This window comes from bacterium (genome assembly GCA_021372615.1).
Taxonomy (GTDB): Bacteria; Armatimonadota; Zipacnadia; order Zipacnadales; family UBA11051; genus JAJFUB01.
In genome coordinates, this window is record JAJFUB010000012.1 from 12,159 (window position 1) to 28,581 (window position 16,423).

Genomic DNA, 16,423 nt, shown 5'->3' on the forward strand with positions numbered 1-16,423 from the left:
TCCTCAGCCTGCATCGCTCGGTTCGACCCCGTTCAGTGCGTCTCGCGCTTCCTGGGCTGCCTCCGCCGCGGCCTGGGTGAAGCTCCCCTCGCGCTTGCGGTAGGCGTAGATGATCCCGCGAGCCGAATTCACGATCGCCCCGAAGCCCTCGGCATCGAAGGACACCGCCACATCGGCAGCCGTGGCGCCCTGGTGGCCGAAGCCCGGGACCAGGAAGGGCGTCTGGGGCACCCGGGCGCGCAGCTCGCGCAGTTGCTCCGGGTAGGTCGCCCCTACGACCGCGCCCAGCGAGCTGTAGCCGCTGGCCCCGATCAGGTCCTGCCCCCACTGCGCCACCAGGTCCGCCATGTGCTGGTAGACGGTCAGCCCGCTTTCCAGCTTCAGGTCCTGCAACTGGCCCGAGCCCGGGTTGGAGGTCTTCACCAGGATGAAAAGGCCTGTCCCGTATTCGTAGGCCTTATTCACGAACGGTTCGACGCCATCGTAGCCCAGATAAGCGTTAATGGTGATGGCGTCAGCGGCCCGCAGACACGGGCCTTGACCCTCGGGTCGAGCCTTCAGGTACGCATCGGCATACGCCTGGGCCGTCGAGCCGATGTCGTTGCGCTTGGCGTCCAGGATCACGACAAAGCCCAGCTCGCGGGCGAAGCACATGACCCGCTCCAGACAGGCCACGCCCTCGGCTCCCAGAGCCTCGAAGTAGGCAGCCTGGGGCTTGACGGCCGCGGCGAAAGGCTCGGTGGCGAGGCAGATGTTGAAGCAGAAGCTCTCCACCCGCTTGACCAGGTCCGAGCCACTCCCGGGCAGGTCTGGAGGCAGCAGATCAGGGCGCGGGTCCAACCCCACGCAGAGACGGCTGTTCTTCCGCCGGACAGCCTCGAATAGACGGTCTGCGAAGTGCTCCGCCATCGGTGCCCTCGCTCGGCAAGGTAGAGCGATTATACATGCCGCGTGAGGGCCTTGTCAAAGCCGCTGCGCGGGGGCCTGGGCCGCCGGAGCGCCCGCGAATTGACGCCCTCAGGGGCCTGTGTTAGACTCGGATCATTGTGACAACTGCAACGTCCAATGAGGCATCAAACTGAAAGGGAGAGCGCCTATGCTGCGGGCTTTCCTGTTAGTTGTTCTGCTCCTGCCTCTGACTCTCGCCTCGGCCCAGCAACAACCTGCCGACCAGCCGGCGGCGCAGCCCCCGACGCCTGCTCAACTCATGGAGGACGCTCGCATCCTCTATGTGGCGCGGACGCTCCGCCTGCGTGAGGACCAGGTGGCCAAAACCATCCCCCTGCTGAACCAAGCCCAGGAGGTGTTGCGGCAGCGTGACGGGGCCCTGGACGACCTGTGGATCAAGTATGAGGGCGCGTTCGTGGCTGCCAACCGGGCTCTCCTGGGCGGCGAGGCGCCTGCCCCGGCGGCCCAGACGGCCCTAGACCGGGCGGTGAACGCCCATGACGATGCGCGGGGCAAGGCGCGGAACAACCTCGAGATGATCGCGGAGCAGATCACCCGCTTGCTCGACCAGCAACAGGTCAGCACCCTGGAGACTCTCCGCCAGGCCCGGGCCGGCGAGCAGGGCCAGCAGCGCGCCAGCGACTCGGCGAGCGTTATCTCCGATGTGCAGCGCTATGTGGTCGCGATGCGGCAATTGCTGCCCGATGAGTACGAGACGCTGCGGGTCGCGATGGCGCTGCGTCTGGCCTCCGAGTTGGTCGCTCCCGACGATCAGGGCTACAACAGCGCCGTGAGCGATGTCCTGCGGCTCATGGACAGCGTGCGCCGCCTCTCGGACGCCCAGTTCGCCCAGGCGGAGCCCCGGCTCCCCCAGGCTATCGCCCGGGCGCTGCGGCTGCCGGAGACGCCGGCCAAGGGCGGGTGGCCGATCAGCTTCGAGGACTTCATGGTCTTTGTCTCCTCTGAACGGACGGTGGCCCTGCTGCAGGGCTTCAAAGCGGAGCCGGCGATGGAGGTGGTCCCATGAAACACCTGCTGTGTGCGATGGCCCTGATGGTGACCCTTGCCGCCGGCGCCCAGACGACGCCGCAACCGCTCACGGCGGCGATTGACCTGCATAGCAATCTCGCTCTGGTCACGGACCTGCAGCCCAACAGCCGCCAACTGCTCGACATGCTCGCCGCGGCGCGGGCCTCCCGCCAGTTGGCTGCCCAGTACGACAGCGAACTCGACCAGGCTCTACAAGCCCGCGCCGACGTCTTCAAGCAGCAGGCTCAGTGCCTGGCGGCGGGGACCGCGGTGCCTGACAACGTGAACGCCTCGGTCGCCGAGTACTTCACGCTGCGGAACGAGGGCCGTCTGAAGCTGCGGCAGGCGGTAGACACGCAGGTGCGGAAGGTGCGGCGGGCGCTGGCGCCCGACCAGACGCGCCTGGTGGACTGGTCGCGCCCGGCCGAACTCAGCACGGAGAGTGACGACGAGGCCGCCCTGAGCGAGATGCGCGACCTGATGGCCGACCTGAATGGGACCATCCGGGCGCTGGAGCGCATCCGCTACCTCATCCCCGGCGACTATGTGACCACCCGGGTGGGCCACCTGACCGACTTCCTGACCGAGTACTACCGGCCCAACACCCCCGAGCTCAAGGACGCCCTGAACTGGATGATGAGACTCACCGATGAGGTGCGCGTCGTCTCGGAGAAGGACTGGCCGGGGCAGGCCCCGTTCTTCGCCGCCCGCGTATTGCAGCGCGTGGGGGCCCTGGGGGATCAGCCGCAGGCCAAGAATCGCGCACCGTACAACTGGTGGGACATCTACTACCTGCTGACCGACCCGCACACACCGGAGTTGCTGCAGCAGATGCTGGCCGCCCGCGGCACCCCGGCCCAGTAGCGGCGCGGTTCGCCGCGTCCGCAGCCACTGGTCAGCCGATCCATCACACCGAGGGAGCACCCATGTCCGAACACCGCTCTGTCGCCGACTGCCGCGCCCGTCTGGCCGAGCTCATCCGCGAGCACGCCCTGCGCTTTGGGGACTTCACCCTGGCGTCCGGCCAGAAGAGCACGTACTTCATTGACGGCAAGATGGTGACTCTGCAGGCTGAGGGGCTCTACTGCCTGTCGCGGTGCATCCTGGACATGATCCAGGACGATGACGTGGCGGCGGTCGGGGGCATGAGCATCGGGGCCGACCCCATCACCGGCGGCGTCGTGACCCTCGCCGGCGCGGAGGGTCACCCGCTGATCGGCTTCCTGGTCCGCAAGGAACAGAAGGACCACGGCACCCGCAAGCAGATCGAGGGCCCGGTGCCTGACGGAGCCCGCGTGGTGATGCTCGAGGATGTCGTAACGACGGGAGGCTCGACACTGCAGGCCATCGCCGCCGTCGAGCGCGAGAAGCAGGCCCGGGTGGTCAAGGTCATCGCCATGGTGGACCGGCTGCAGGGCGCGCGCGAGAACCTGCAGCAGGCCGGCTACGAGTTCGAGGCCATCTTCACCATCGAGGAACTGGGAGTGAAGGCGCCGTAACCGGGAGGCAGCCGGTCGCCGCTGCCTGGGAACGGCTCGAGGGCCTTCGCGGAGTTGTGCCGCAAACTTCCCTGTCTCGCGCGCATGGTGATGGGGAAGTGGGACTTGAGCGGGGAACATACCCACTTCAGCGCCTCGTTCTGTCCAGTGACGTGCGCGGCCGAACGCGTGTCCTCGAAGGAGCCCGCCATGCCCGACGTTCTCATCGTGGATGACGACCCGAGTGTACGTGACCTCCTCACGATGTACTTTGCGAAGGACCAGTTCACCGTCCGCACGGCGGCCAACGGTGAGGAAGCTGTGGCCGCGGTTGCCGCGGCGCGCCCGTCCCTGATCATCCTCGACATCATGATGCCGGGCAAGGACGGCTACGAGGTTTGTCGGGAGCTGCGCGCCCAGGGCACCGTCCCCATCATCTTCCTGACGGCCCGCGACGACGAGGTGGAGCCCATCGTCGGGCTGGAGATGGGGGCCGACGACTACGTGACCAAGCCCTTCAATGCGCGCGAGTTGGTGGCGCGCGCCCGGGCGGTGCTACGCCGCTCGCACGGCAAGGCCGAGGAGCCGCCGCAACAGGTCCTGACCTTCCCGCAGTTCGAGATCAACCCCACCACGCGCGAGGCCCGGGTCAATGGCGCGCTGGTCGCGCTGACGCCGCATGAGTTCGACATCATCTACCTGCTGTGCACCCGGCCGCGGCAAGTGTTCCCGCGCGCCGAGATCATGAGTTCCATCTGGGGCTATGACCCCGACTACGGGGACTACCGCACCGTGGACACGCACCTCAAGCGCGCGCGGCAGAAGCTGCGCGAGGCCGGCATGACCGCCTGCACCGTCGAGACCGTCTGGGGCATTGGCTACCGGTTCGTGCCGCCGGAAAGCTAACCGGCCATGCGGTCGCTGCGCTGGCGTCTGACGCTCACGCACATGCTGGTCAGCCTGCTGGCCGTGGCGCTCGTGGCGTTGCTCACCCCACCCCTGTTCTACCGCTACTACTCCGTCGCCGAGACGCTGCGCTGGAAGGGCGCCGTGGGCGGCCTGGCCAGCGCCGCTGAGCCGCTGCTGCGTGAGGGCGCCGGATCCCCGCACCTGCGCCGCCTCATCAAGACCTCGGCCCAGGTGCTCGACGCCGAAGTCGTCATCACCGGCGCCGACCGCATGGTCATCATCTCCAGCAACCCCGACCACGTGCCCGGCCAGCTCGTGCCGCCCTCGCGCCCCGCGGCCGCGCGCCTGGCGGAATACGCCACCCCCCTGGCCCACGGCACGATCATCATCCGCAAGCCCGTGCCCGGCTGGCAACACCTGCAGCGGGCGCAATGGGTCGTCGTGGGCTTCGCCTCGCTGGCGGCGGCGGTGCTGGCCGTCTTGCTGGCCTACGCCTCGGCACGGGCCGTCGCTTGGCCGCTGGTGAGCATGTCCGAGGCCGCCGGGCGCCTGGCCGCCGGCGACTTTGCCGTCAGTCTGTCGGAGACCGGCCCCACCGAGGTGGCCTCCCTGGCCGCCAGCATGAACCACATGGCCGCCAGCCTGGCCTCCCTCGACGGCCTGCGCCGCGAGTTCATCGCCTCGGCCTCGCACGAGCTGCGGGCGCCGCTCAGCGCCATTCGCGGCTTCCTGGGGGCACTGCAGGACGGCACGGCGGACAGCGCGGAGGCGCGGCAGCGCTGTCTGGCGGGCGCGGCGGCCGAGGCCCAGCGGATGACGCGCCTGGTGGAGGACCTGCTGCAGCTCTCGCGCCTGCAGGCCGGGGTGCTCGAGTTCGAGTTTGCGCCGACCGATCTGGCGCAGCTAGTCCAGGGGGTGTTGCAGAGCTTCGAGCCGCGCCTGCGGGAGCGCGGGGTCGAGGCATGGGTGGAGACGGGCGACGCACCGGAGGTCATGGCAGATGGCGAGCGGCTGGTGCAGGTTCTGGTCAATCTGCTGGACAACGCGCTGCGCTACAGCCCTGAGGGTGGGAGCATCGACGTGAGGGTGCAGGCGGGCGAGCGCGTCCCCGACAGCCAGATGTGTGTTCTCGTCACCGTTCGCGACCATGGACCGGGCATACCAGAGGCCGACCTGGCCGTCATCTTCGAGCGCTTCCACAAGGCCGATCCGGCGCGGCAGGTGGGGGACCAGGGAGCCGGCCTGGGGCTCGCGATCGCCAGGGAGATCGTCCTGCGCCACGGGGGAGAGGTCATCGCCCGGAACAGGGAAGAGGGGGGTGCGGAGGTGGGGTTCTGGGTGCCGGTCACTCAGGGCGACGGCGCTCGCCTGCCTTGACAGGTCCATGTAGTGTGATAGAGTGAGCCCAATCACCCCGGCGCTTCGGCAAAGGGTGCGAGAGCCTGACGCGAGTCAGGCTCTCTGCGTTCGTGGCAGCCCTACTCCACCATCAACTCCAACGCCTGCAGCTCCGCGTGGAGAGTGCCGTCCTCCAGCTTCTTCGCGTACTCCGGCGGCAGCAGCGACCGTGAAGTGCAGTTCGCTACCGCTGACAACTCCATCAGCCTGATCTCATCGGGCCGGGCGGCGCCGGGGGGGAGGTAGTCCTCCAGGGCGAACTGCAGGTCCTCCGCCCCGACCGCATCGCGCCCGGAGAAGATGGCCCGGCGCTGGGCCACACGGATCAGTTCCTTGAGGTCCGCCCCCGAGAAGCCCTCGGTCTGCTGCGCGAAGGCCGCCAGGTCCAGCGCCCCCGCCGGGACGTTCAGTGTTCGGAACGTGACCCCCAGGATGGCCTCGCGCGCGGCGGCGTCGGGCAGCAGGAACGGCAGCTTCAGATCGAAGCGCCCGGCGCGCAGCGTCGAGGGGTCAATGAGGCCGGGGCGGTTGGTGGCCGCGCCGAAGAGCACTTTGCCCTGCCGGGAGTCGTCGGACAGGAACGAGTTGAACATGGCGAACACGCGCCGCGAGACCCCGCTATCGCCCTCGCTCTGCACGCGCTTGCCGTAGGACTGGTCGAACTCGTCAATGAAGACGAAGACCGGCGCCAGTGCATCGAGGAAGTGGAAGAGCTTCTCCAGGTTGGCCTCGGTTGCGCCCACGTACTTGCTGAAGACGTTCTTGAGCTGCAGGAACGGGATCTCGCAGTCGTGGGCGAAGCACTGCATCGTGAAGGTCTTGCCGCAGCCGGGCGGGCCCAGCAGCAGGATGCCCTTGGGCACGACCTGGGTCTGGCCGTCGCGCAGGGCCCGGGCGGTGTTGAGCAGCAACTCCTTCTGCAGGTCCACCCCCGCCACGGCCTCCAGCCCCAGCTTCGTCTCCGTGAACTCCACCAGGTCGCCGATCTCGCGCTCAATGGCGGCGCGCTTGCCGCGGGTGACGGTGGCGGTGGCGACCTTCTCCCGCGAGCGCCAGGCCGTGCGCAGCAGCCCCGCAACCTGCAGCCGCGTCAGGCCGTTGGTCTGCGCGGCCAGCACCTCGGGCGAGAGGTCGAGCACCTCCCCCGCCTGCGGCGCTGCGTCGTGGTTGCGGACGAGCAGGTCGGGGTGGTCGAGCAGGTAGCGCACATAGTCCAACCGCTGCCCGGTGTCGGCCAGGGGAATGCCCACCACGTGCGCCGCGCCGCCCTGGGCGTACAGGTCGTCGGACACCTGCGACAGGGCCTCAGTGAGCAGGAAGACGAAGCTGTTGCGGCGCAGCAGGCGCGGGTCCTGCGCCCAGCGGCGTAGCGTCGTCGCCAACCGCCGCTCCTCGAAGTTCATCATCGGGATGTCTTCGCGCGGGGCCAGCTTGTCGGCGTAGTCAATGATGACAGCCGCGCCATCGCGGGAGAAGAGGAACTCCTCGAGGATGGGGATGGCGACCTCGGGGCGGAAGGCCTGGGCCGGCTCGGGCACGTCCGAGAAGCGCAGCCGCATGACTTCCAGCACGGCCTTGAACTTGCGCTCGTCCTCCGGGCCGGGGAAGGTGATGCCCGAGGCGATGTCATAGTAGACGGCGTGCTTGTCCCCGCAGAAGGCGTGGTGCAGGAAGACCGGGAGGGGCAGGTAGGCGCCCTCGTAGGGGTACACGTCGCGGACGCCGTGCAGCAGGAACACCGAGGCGGCGCCGGAGGTGAAGGTCTGGCGTATCTCTTCGGCCCAGGGGGGCAGGTCGCTCATGGTTGGCCTCGCGTGGGCGGGTTCGTCCCCGAACCCGCAGTGGTCGCGGTGAGGCATGGGCGCGGGTTCGCGGACGAACCCGCCTACTCGGTGACGATGATCGGGCGCTCCGGCGCCAGCGGGTCCGTGCGCACCTCGAACGAGAACAGATACGGGTAGTAGCGCTGCAGATGCAGCAGGTACTGGAGCCACTGTCGCAGCAGCCGTCCGTAGGCCCGCTCGGTGTCTCCGGTCAGATGGGCCAGATCCGACGGCGGCGAGGCCCCCAGGTCCGACCGCGCCGCCAGTTCCTCCTCCAGGTGCTGGATCGCCCACAACGCGTCCGCGAACTCCTCATGCTCCAGCAGCACCGGGTTAGCCAGCAGCTGCAGCAGCAGCGGCTCGTGCTGGCGGAGCAGGTCCCGCAGCATCTGCAGGTCGGCGACCGTCACCCGCAACTCCGGGCGGTGCGCTGCAGCGGCCCGGACGGCGGCCCGCAGGTCGGTCTCCGAGGTCTTCATGTGCAGGCACGGGGCGCAGGCCAGGCTGTCCCCCTGGAGCATCGGCCGGCACTGCGCCAGCAGCGTGCGGCCCAGGTCGGAGAAGAACACGCCGATGACCATGTTCATCTTGTGCCGGCGCGACGCCACCTCGCGTGCGGCCAACATGCGGTCCACGATGATGGTGACGAACAGCACCTCCAGCGGCAGGAAGGCGATGTCGCCCAGAAGGTAGATGGCGATGTGGTGGGCATCGCCGAAGATGAGGTAGTGGACGAAGTGCAGCACTGCCGCGGCGAGCAGCAGTATGGACGACAGGATGAGGATCTCACGCCTGGTCATGGCGGCGCTCCTGGGCTAGTCAACGTAGCGGGTGCCTGCGCCGCCGAGCGTCCTGCGGACGCAAGCCGCAAGGACAAGAAGGGTAGCCTCGCGTCCCGGGCGCTGAAGCGCCCGGCGGTGGGGCGCGACTACGTCGCGCCGGGCATCCTGCGGACGCCAACGGCCACGGCTGCGACCACGACCACGGCTACGGCTACGACCACGGCCACGGCTACGGCTACGGCTGTGACCATATCAGCGAGGGCGGCAGCCGTTCCGTCCGCAGGACGGTTGGCGGTGCGCAGCACCGCCCCTCAGCCCGGCGCTTCAGCGCCGGGGAACAGACCGCCCCCTCACTCCTCCAGGCCGGGCCGCGGCGTCCGCAGGACGCTCGGCCGCAGGCCCCGCCTCACGCGCATGGTCACTTCGTCTTCTGCACCGACAACGCCGCCGCCGGGTCGAGCGAGCAGAAGCCACTGAGCGGGTCGCCCAGCTTGACCCATACATCATCCACGATGCCGCTGGCGGGTTGCTCAAAGACGAGAGTCCACCAGCCGGCGTCCTGGGCGCCGACCGGGATGTCCTGCAGGTCCACCGGCTTGCGCGAGGTGTCGAAGCTGGCGGCCTTGCGCCCGTCGGGGGCGTAGAGCGACGCGGCGGCTGTCTCACCCGGCGCATCCGAGGCCAGCCAGAGCGGGAACTTGGCCACCCCGGCCGGCACCTCGAAGTGCAGCGGCGTGGTCTTGCCCAGCAGGTGCAGGCCCTGATCGTCCGTCCGGCTGAAGACCGCCCACGCACCGTCCTTGACGGCCATGCGGAAGCTGTGGCTGCCGCTGGCGATGATGAGCTGGTAGTACGCCGGCCCGGCGGGCAGCGTCACCGGCACTTCGGCCGACATCACGCCCTGGTCGCTCAGCGCCCCGGCATCGTCGTAGACCTGGTACTTCACCATGCCGCCGCGCGCGGTGATGGCGCTGAAGGAGACCTCGGCGGCCTGTGGGCCCTGCGGGACGATGAGGATGCGCTGGGGGCCGCGCAGCAGGAACGGGGTCAGGGGGGCGGCGGGCACAGTCGGCAGCGCCCCGGCAGGCTTCGCCGTGAGCTTCTCGCCCGCCCCGACGACCTTCGACGGCGCGCTGGACGGCGCCAGCGCCAGCGAGTTGGCGTTCGCCTTCATGAAGGCGAAGAAGTCCTTGTCAGGCAGATAGAAGCTGGACTTCTCGGCTTCAGGCAGCAGCTTGGACTGCCGCAGGTTCCACAGCAGCACCCGCATGTTGTCCCCGAGCAGCGCCAGCCGAGCCTGCGCGTCCGGGTCGGTGATCCTGGCCTCGGCGGCGCGGTAGAGGCGCTCCAGCTCCGGGAAGTTCCTGGCGTACACATCCTGCAGCCGCCCCGGCGTGAGCGTATAGCTCTCCTTGGGGTTGTCAATGAAGTACTTCTTGGTTGCCTCGTCGAGGAGCAGGTAGAACCGCTTCATCTCTGGCGCGCCCTCGGCGTAGCACTTGCTGATGTAGTCGTCGAACAGGCCACGGACATTGGCGCCCGCGAAGTCCTCGCCCGGGTGCCAGGCCAGCCGCGCCAGCAGGTAGTTCATCGGCCCGGCGTAGCCCCAGGCCGGGTTGCCGTAGACGTAGACGCCCTTGAAGCCGTACTGCTTCAGGCGCGGGTACAGGAACTCCAGAATCTCCAGCCCCGGCGGGTTCATGGCTCCCAACTCATTGTGCACGCAGTTGGGCAGGTCGTAGTACGCGATGTTGCTGGTGACCTTCATCCACTGCGGGGCCAGGTCGTCCCAGCGCTTTTGCATGTCGGGCCGGTACAGCGTGAAGCCATAGTCGAAGCTCGGCGCCCAGACGAGGAACACGTTCGGCGCGAGCTTGAAGGGCTTGCTCGGGGGATAGACGTACTGGGCGTAGATGTAGCCGGCCAGCAGCTTCTGCGGGTGCTTCCGGGCGACGATCTGCGCCACGCCGTTGTAGAACTGGATGATGGCGGGCGTCACGGACAGCTCGCCATTGGGGTCGGTCTCATAGAGCGCCTTGCAGCTTGCGCACTGGCACCACCCGGCGCTGTCGGAGGGCGAGAGCGAGAAGCACGTGGCCTGCGGGTTGGCGTCGAAGTACGCGATGGCGGCGTCGGCGAAGGCCTGGATGAGGCCGGGGTTGGTGACGCACAGCTTGTAGCGGCCCGTCGGGGGGATGCGCGCGCCGTTGGCCTCGGCGAACCAGTCCGGGTGCTGGGCGAACGCCTCGGGCTTGATGGCGGTCCAGTTGTGCGAGTGGTACAGCGACAGGCTCCAACCCAGCCGCTGGCGCGCCCACCACTGCTTGCTGGCCTCGGTGCGCTCCTGGGTGTACGGGACGCGGCGGTTGAGGAAGAACGGGCGGCCCTGCAGGTCCTGGTCGGGGATGGTGACAGAGGCCATCTTGGGCACATAGTCGCCGTGCGGGCCAGGCATGAGCCACTGCACACCCAGGAACTTCTCGAGGAACATGTAGGTGGCGTTGCGAGTGCCGGTGCTGGTTCCGCCCTGCGCCGTCTGCTCGCCGTCGGCGGTGTCAGGGCCGAGGAGATAGAGGTTCCGTCCCCGGACAGCCACGCGCCAGCCCTCGACAGCCAGGCCCTCGGTCGTGACCTTGGCTGCGGTCGCGGCCGCATTGGGTCCAATGCAGACCATGGGCTCCTGGGGCTCGTTGACGATCGGGAGCTTCGCACCGCTGACCTTCTCCAGATACGTCTGCAGTTCCGTGGCGGCGGTCTGCACCGACGACGGCGCCTGGGCTTCCACGTAGATCGCGTAGTCAGACCTCCCCGCCGTGACGAGCGGCACGGGGGCCGCCCAGACGGTGGACACGAACAGGACTGCGGCGACGGCAAGCAGGGCTGATCTCACGGATGGGTTCTCCAATCTGAACTGAGACAGAACGAGGGCAGGAGAGAGGTAGTGGCGCGATTCATCGCGCCCATGGCGCTGGCGCGATGAATCGCGCCACTACCTGTCCCGCCCTCATGGCGGCGACTGTGGTCTACTGCTGTTGCTGCGGGGGCGCCTGCTGCTGCGGCTGCTCCTGGGCGGGCGGCTGCAGCGGGATGGCCTCCATGGTGCGCTCGGCGGGCGGGGGGTCGGGCACGAGGCCGAGCTGCCGCTGGTACTCCTGGTACAAGTTCTCGGCCTCGGAGTTCTGCACAGCCGTCTCGACCTTGGCCATCTGGGCGTCGGCGGTCTCGTTGGCGACTGTGGTGCGCGCCTTGGCCTCGGCCATCTTCTCGTCAATGCGCTGGGTCATGCGCTCGAGCGTATCGCTCTGGTCGCCGATGCCGAAGCTGGTCATCAGCGAGGCCATCTGCTTCTCCATCTCGGCGCGCCGGGCCCGGCCAATCTGCCGCAGGGCCTCGTTCATCTGCGCCTTGATGCGCTGCTCGTAGGCGCGGCGCATCTCAAGGGTGCGCTGGGAGTTTTCCTTGGCCGCCTGCCACTGGGCCTCGGTCTCGGCCAGCTCCTTCTTGGCGGTCTCCAGCGCCTGGATGAGCGACAGCGCCGCCTCCTTGGCCTCCGGCCCCATCTTGACGGCCTGCTCGACCTTGGGTTGCAGGGCGGCCACCTGGGCGCGCTGGCGGTTGACCTGCTCCTCGAGCATCTTCTCGACCTTGATGATCTCGGCGGCCTGCTGGTTGAGCTTGGGGATCTGGTCCCGCAAGTCGTCCATGTGCTGCCGCAGGATCAGCTCGGGGTTCTCGGCCCCTCGCAGTATCCAGCCGAACAGCGAGCGGAAGATCATGCGCAGGCGACGGAACATGTCGGGCCTCCAGTTGGGAGTTGGTAGTTTGGAGTTCGGAGTTGGGGGCTGGCCGAGCGCGTGGCTGTCAACTCCCCGACTGACTGCGACGGATGCTCGCGATCAGGCCATGCAGCATCCTGGTGATCTCTTCAGCCTCCCGCAGCAGCTCGTCACTCTCGTCTGCCGATACGTACGCCAGGGCTCGCGCGATATCGAAGTAGGTCTCAAGCTCGGCCAGGCTGCCCAGGGAGATGCGGAGGAAGCGGATGAACTCCGTCCCCCCCATCCTGCCTTGCCCCTCTGCGATGTTGGCCGGTACAGAGAGGGCCGCTGACCTCATCTGCGCGACTATGCCGAATACCTCGTGGCGGGGGAAGCCGCCAGTCAACTGGTAGGTTCGGAGAACAAGCGCCTTCGAGCGCTTCCATACGTCGAGATCTCTATAGCTACTTGGCATGGCGCCCCCCTGAGCGGGTAGCCCCCCAACTCCGAACTCCCAACTCCCAACTGCTGAACTACGCCAACTCCACTCCCTTGAGCACTTCCTCCAGCGAGGCGACCGTTCCTCTTGCTGACGACAGGCGCTGCAGCGACTCCTGCCGCGCCGCGTTCTCGTCTGACAGCTCCCCCGCGCCTAGCTTCACGACCGAGGAGCCGATGGACTCAAGCGAGGCCAGCATGTTCTCCAGCGTGGCCTCGGTGCGGCCGATCAGCACGCGGATCTGCTCGCAGTTGTCCACTTGGCGCCGCAACGCCGCGGCCGCCTCCACCAGTTGCTGCCTGGAGTACGGGTCGGCGGTGGTGGCGATCTGCGCGTCGAGGTGGGTGATGCGAGCGGTGATCGCGACGGTGTTGGTCTGGTTGAGGTAGCGGTGGAGGGAGTAGGCCTGACGCAGCAGACGGCGGATGTCCTCGCCCAGGCCCTGCACTTCCTGCGCCACCGGCTTGAGGAAGCGCCCCCGGATGGGGCTGAGGCGGCCCAGATCGGCCTCGAGACGCTGCAGGGCCTCGTTGAGACGTACATTCCAGCGTCTCAGGCCCGGCGGGGCGTCCCTCATGTCCAATCCCAGCGTCTCCACCAATCGCTCTCGCACCGCCAGGGCCTTGCCCTGCACGACGGCGGAGACGACGTAGAGGATCAGCCCCGGCACGAGCCACTGGGTGCTCACGAACGCGGCCAGCAGGCCCGTCGCCGCGAGGACGGTGAGCGAGAGCGGGGCGATCATCCCGCGCAAGAAGGCCGGTACGCCCGAGCTGGACATGGCGAGTGGTTCACCTCGACGGCATTGTATCACGGCCCGGCGGTCGCGCCAAGCGTGGCCGCGAAGCCCCTGGCGCCGGACGCGCTACGGCTCCAGCAGGATCACCCGGCCCTGGTGCCGCTCCTGCGGGATCGTCAGGACATTGCCCTCCAACTGCAGCGCCTCGCCGGTGAAGATGTCGGTCGCCAGCGAGACGCTTTTCATCTCGAGTCGCTGGAGGTTCAGCGTCAGCCGCGCCTGGCCGGGCACGTCCATCGTGTTCACATCCACCAGCAGGGCCTTGCCGTCGCGCAGGTAGGCGGACGCGAGGTCCGGCGGACGCTCCGCCCAGCTCGGGCTCTGCCAGTACGGCAGGAACTTCGCCTGCTCGATCCCGAAGGCATCCTGCGCCTCGAAGAGCTTGTTCCAGGCCTTCCCGTCGGACCATATAGGCCAGGGCTGGATACCGTGAAGGAGCAGATAGGCGGCGAGGTTGGGCGTGCCCGTGGTGGCGTACTCCCCCCGGAACTCCGGCAGGAAGAACTCGACCGGCCCCATGTTGCGCCCCAGGAACTCCGCGCGGAACATGTCGGGCGACAGCACGTTCAGGTAGTCATCCAGCAGCTTGTTCGGGCTGAACTGCTCGCCATCCAGGATCGTGTGCGTGAAGGACAGGAGCGGCATCTCCACCTCGGAGGACATGTGCACCGTGAGCAGCGGGTCCGGGCGTCGCTCGTAGAAGAGCGTGTACACCCGCCGGATGATCTGCCGATAGGCGCGGATGGGGTGGACCGGCTGCGCCTTGCCCTCTGCGTCCTGGTAGCCGCACGGTGCGGTGCGGCAGCGGCTGGGCCCCCAGCAGTCAATGTAGATGCCGTCTATCTGGTAGCGGTCTATGGCCTCGTTGATGCGGTAGAGGATGAAGTCCTGCCAGTCGCGGCTGGCGGGGCACGTGCCCATCGAGGCATAGCCCATGGCCGCCACATCGCTCGGGGTGACGACACGGTCCGCGTCGGCCCAACGGGCGCCGTAGTACGTCCACTCTGGTACGCCCCCGGACACGAAGTTCAGGTTGACGTACGGCACGGTCTTCAGCCCCTGCGCGTGGCCCTGCTTGACGCGGTCGGCGAACTTGACCGGGTCAATCGGCTCAGGATGGCCGTACCACTTCATGTTGTCATTCGGCCAGACGATGTCGAAGGTCGGCCGGACGCCGGGGGTCATGCGCCAGCCCAGGGCGTCTCTGGGGTATGGGCGCACCGGCGTAGCCATGAACCCGAAGCCGTAGTCCAGCTTGCCCTTGATCTCCGTCGGCTCAGCCAGCAGCCGCACCGTAACGGCCACCTGATCCCCTTCGGGCCTAACCTCGATGGTCGGCCGATCCTTGCTGACGGCCCAGTGCTGCCGGCTCTCGGCGGTCCAGCCCAGCCCACGGTCCTCGTTGCCCAGCCAGAAGTACGGGACGAACGGCGCCGACCAGCCCTCGGGTGTGAGGGCGCCAGAGTAGTTGTTACTCCACTGCATCGCGTCGGCGTGGATGAGCGTGGCCTGCGTGCGGGGCATGCGCCATGTGAGGCGGAGTTCGTCCACCTTGACCGGCTGGGCCGCCTCGACCGAGAGATCGGTCCAGGTGAAGCCATCGAGCTCGACCTGGTGCCTCACCGTGGCCCTCAGGTCGCCATGGTCAGCGCTGCCCGAGAGGGTGCAGAGGGCGTCGGTGGCGCTGTCCACGCGACTGGAGCCTGTGAGGGGAAGCGTCTTGCCGCCGACCACGGCCTCCAGCCTGACCGGGCTGCTCAGCAGCGCCGTTCCCCCGGAGCTGACCTGGCGCAGCAACTCGCCATACTCGTAGCTTCGCCCCCAACACCGGACAGTGGAGGTGTCGTGCGATACCCGCAGCGGCGTCCAGGGCGGCAGGACCTTGTCGCTGATCCCCAGCTTGTTGCCGCTCCAGACCGGCGGGCCGGGCTTGACAAAGGGGCTGGTCGCGCGGGCCACCTCCTGCCCGTTGGCATCAAGCAGGACCGTACGCAGCTCATATTCCCCCGGCGCGACATTGCCGACGGGCAGCTCGCCCTTGCCGACATCGGCGGGGAAGGCGGTGATCGTCGTCTCGCTGGCGGGCTTTCCCTGTCCCTTAGGCAGCAACTCGACGCGCGCCGTACGGCCCGCGCCCAGCTCCCCGACGAGCCCTGCCGCATCCACGTCGAGGCGCATGACCTCGCGGTCGGGGTCCACGCGCGTGTCCACCACCAACTGCGGCTTCCATTGAAACGGCTGGAGCTTGGCCGCAGCAGCGATGCTCTCGGCATCGAGCGGGGCCGAGTACAGCTTCACTTCGTCCACCAGTGTCTGGCGCTGTCGGGCCACATGCCAGGGGTGGTCGCCCAGGCGGAAGGTATCGGCCAGCTTCTCGGGCACCAGTGCAGCATGGGTGAACCCCGTCCGCTGGCCGTCCACGTACACCTCCAGCCGCCGCGCCCGCCACGTCCCGGCCAGGTGGTGCCATACCCCGGTCTTCCAGTTGATCTGCGGGCCTGACGCCGCGGTGTAGTGGCCGCTGTCAGTGCCCATGAGTGTCAGGATGCCGCCCTGGTAGTAGCGGTAGAAGACGAGCCAGCCGGGGTCGAGCGCCTCGAAGAAGACGTGGAACTCGTCCTCCTTGCCGGTCCAGTCCAGCGGGCACACCCACATCTCGATGGCGCCGGCGGCAGCCCGGACATTGCCGGCACTGGCATAGTACGCCAGCGTCCCGCCCTCGCCGCACAGCAGGGCCTGCCCGACCTTGCCAGGCCGGTACGCGGCGGCGCCCTCGACCTTCACCGGCTGGCCGTTGCCGTTGGCCCGGGCGTCGAGGGTCCCGTCAAAGGAAGCATGGAAGGTCAGCGGCGGGGTGAGCTTCTGGGCGAAGCCAGGGAGAACCAGCAGTAGGCAGGCGATGAGGGTTGAGGTGCGCATGTGCGTCTCCTTGATGCGGCGTGCGCCGCTCCAGTACTGACTTGCGGAAGTTCGCGCTGTAATGGGCGGCGGGTGTCGCGG

Annotated in this window: 13 protein-coding genes; 5 read left to right on the top strand and 8 right to left on the bottom strand. The window is 68.2% G+C overall.

The window, feature by feature from the left end:
- Positions 1-3: 3 nt before the first annotated feature.
- The gene (pyrF, locus tag LLH23_01040; GenBank protein MCE5237061.1) at positions 4-909 is read right to left on the bottom strand and encodes an orotidine-5'-phosphate decarboxylase; all 906 of its coding nucleotides are present in this window, start codon (positions 907-909) and stop codon (positions 4-6) included.
- Positions 910-1,096: 187 nt separating this feature from the next.
- Between pyrF and LLH23_01045 the strand changes: the two genes are divergently transcribed.
- The 5 genes from LLH23_01045 to LLH23_01065 all read left to right on the top strand — a co-directional run bounded on the left by LLH23_01045 (position 1,097) and on the right by LLH23_01065 (position 5,741).
- Complete coding sequence (locus tag LLH23_01045; GenBank protein MCE5237062.1) at positions 1,097-1,975, top strand: hypothetical protein; 879 nt, start codon at positions 1,097-1,099, stop codon at positions 1,973-1,975.
- Positions 1,972-2,841, top strand: coding sequence for a hypothetical protein (locus LLH23_01050; protein MCE5237063.1), 870 nt, complete (start codon positions 1,972-1,974; stop codon positions 2,839-2,841). The genes LLH23_01045 and LLH23_01050 overlap by 4 nt, the downstream gene beginning before the upstream one ends.
- A gap of 62 nt (positions 2,842-2,903) precedes the next feature.
- The gene (gene pyrE, locus LLH23_01055) at positions 2,904-3,476 is read left to right on the top strand and encodes an orotate phosphoribosyltransferase (GenBank protein ID MCE5237064.1); all 573 of its coding nucleotides are present in this window, start codon (positions 2,904-2,906) and stop codon (positions 3,474-3,476) included.
- Between the two features lie 189 nt (positions 3,477-3,665).
- Positions 3,666-4,361, top strand: a complete 696-nt coding sequence (locus LLH23_01060) for a response regulator transcription factor (GenBank protein MCE5237065.1) — start codon at positions 3,666-3,668, stop codon at positions 4,359-4,361.
- Between the two features lie 6 nt (positions 4,362-4,367).
- Positions 4,368-5,741: a HAMP domain-containing histidine kinase gene (locus tag LLH23_01065; protein MCE5237066.1), complete on the top strand. Its 1,374-nt coding sequence runs from the start codon at positions 4,368-4,370 to the stop codon at positions 5,739-5,741.
- A 101-nt stretch (positions 5,742-5,842) separates the two neighbouring features.
- On the opposite strand, the gene LLH23_01070 is transcribed toward LLH23_01065, so the two are convergent.
- The 7 genes from LLH23_01070 to LLH23_01100 form a co-directional block, all read right to left on the bottom strand.
- Complete coding sequence (locus tag LLH23_01070; GenBank protein ID MCE5237067.1) at positions 5,843-7,564, bottom strand: ATP-binding protein; 1,722 nt, start codon at positions 7,562-7,564, stop codon at positions 5,843-5,845.
- An 83-nt stretch (positions 7,565-7,647) separates the two neighbouring features.
- Positions 7,648-8,385 (bottom strand): hypothetical protein, encoded by a 738-nt coding sequence (locus LLH23_01075; protein ID MCE5237068.1) that lies wholly within the window; start codon positions 8,383-8,385, stop codon positions 7,648-7,650.
- Positions 8,386-8,785: 400 nt separating this feature from the next.
- Positions 8,786-11,257 carry a DUF4838 domain-containing protein gene (locus LLH23_01080; GenBank protein MCE5237069.1) on the bottom strand — a complete coding sequence of 824 codons (2,472 nt, stop codon included), beginning with the start codon at positions 11,255-11,257 and terminating at the stop codon, positions 8,786-8,788.
- Between the two features lie 133 nt (positions 11,258-11,390).
- Positions 11,391-12,161: a PspA/IM30 family protein gene (locus tag LLH23_01085; GenBank protein MCE5237070.1), complete on the bottom strand. Its 771-nt coding sequence runs from the start codon at positions 12,159-12,161 to the stop codon at positions 11,391-11,393.
- 67 nt (positions 12,162-12,228) lie between these two features.
- Positions 12,229-12,600 (bottom strand): four helix bundle protein, encoded by a 372-nt coding sequence (locus LLH23_01090; GenBank protein MCE5237071.1) that lies wholly within the window; start codon positions 12,598-12,600, stop codon positions 12,229-12,231.
- A gap of 58 nt (positions 12,601-12,658) precedes the next feature.
- Positions 12,659-13,405 (bottom strand): hypothetical protein, encoded by a 747-nt coding sequence (locus LLH23_01095; protein ID MCE5237072.1) that lies wholly within the window; start codon positions 13,403-13,405, stop codon positions 12,659-12,661.
- 84 nt (positions 13,406-13,489) lie between these two features.
- Complete coding sequence (locus tag LLH23_01100; GenBank protein MCE5237073.1) at positions 13,490-16,342, bottom strand: DUF6067 family protein; 2,853 nt, start codon at positions 16,340-16,342, stop codon at positions 13,490-13,492.
- Between the last annotated feature and the right edge of the window lie 81 nt (positions 16,343-16,423).

Bases quoted from the DNA above. Each gene is read 5' to 3' on its own strand.
- pyrF (MCE5237061.1), bottom strand. From the start codon at position 909: ATGGCGGAGCACTTCGCAGACCGTCTATTCGAGGCTGTCCGGCGGAAG.
- LLH23_01045 (MCE5237062.1), top strand. From the start codon at position 1,097: ATGCTGCGGGCTTTCCTGTTAGTTGTTCTGCTCCTGCCTCTGACTCTC.
- LLH23_01050 (MCE5237063.1), top strand. From the start codon at position 1,972: ATGAAACACCTGCTGTGTGCGATGGCCCTGATGGTGACCCTTGCCGCC.
- pyrE (MCE5237064.1), top strand. From the start codon at position 2,904: ATGTCCGAACACCGCTCTGTCGCCGACTGCCGCGCCCGTCTGGCCGAG.
- LLH23_01060 (MCE5237065.1), top strand. From the start codon at position 3,666: ATGCCCGACGTTCTCATCGTGGATGACGACCCGAGTGTACGTGACCTC.
- LLH23_01065 (MCE5237066.1), top strand. From the start codon at position 4,368: ATGCGGTCGCTGCGCTGGCGTCTGACGCTCACGCACATGCTGGTCAGC.
- LLH23_01070 (MCE5237067.1), bottom strand. From the start codon at position 7,564: ATGAGCGACCTGCCCCCCTGGGCCGAAGAGATACGCCAGACCTTCACC.
- LLH23_01075 (MCE5237068.1), bottom strand. From the start codon at position 8,385: ATGACCAGGCGTGAGATCCTCATCCTGTCGTCCATACTGCTGCTCGCC.
- LLH23_01085 (MCE5237070.1), bottom strand. From the start codon at position 12,161: ATGTTCCGTCGCCTGCGCATGATCTTCCGCTCGCTGTTCGGCTGGATA.
- LLH23_01090 (MCE5237071.1), bottom strand. From the start codon at position 12,600: ATGCCAAGTAGCTATAGAGATCTCGACGTATGGAAGCGCTCGAAGGCG.
- LLH23_01095 (MCE5237072.1), bottom strand. From the start codon at position 13,405: ATGTCCAGCTCGGGCGTACCGGCCTTCTTGCGCGGGATGATCGCCCCG.
- LLH23_01100 (MCE5237073.1), bottom strand. From the start codon at position 16,342: ATGCGCACCTCAACCCTCATCGCCTGCCTACTGCTGGTTCTCCCTGGC.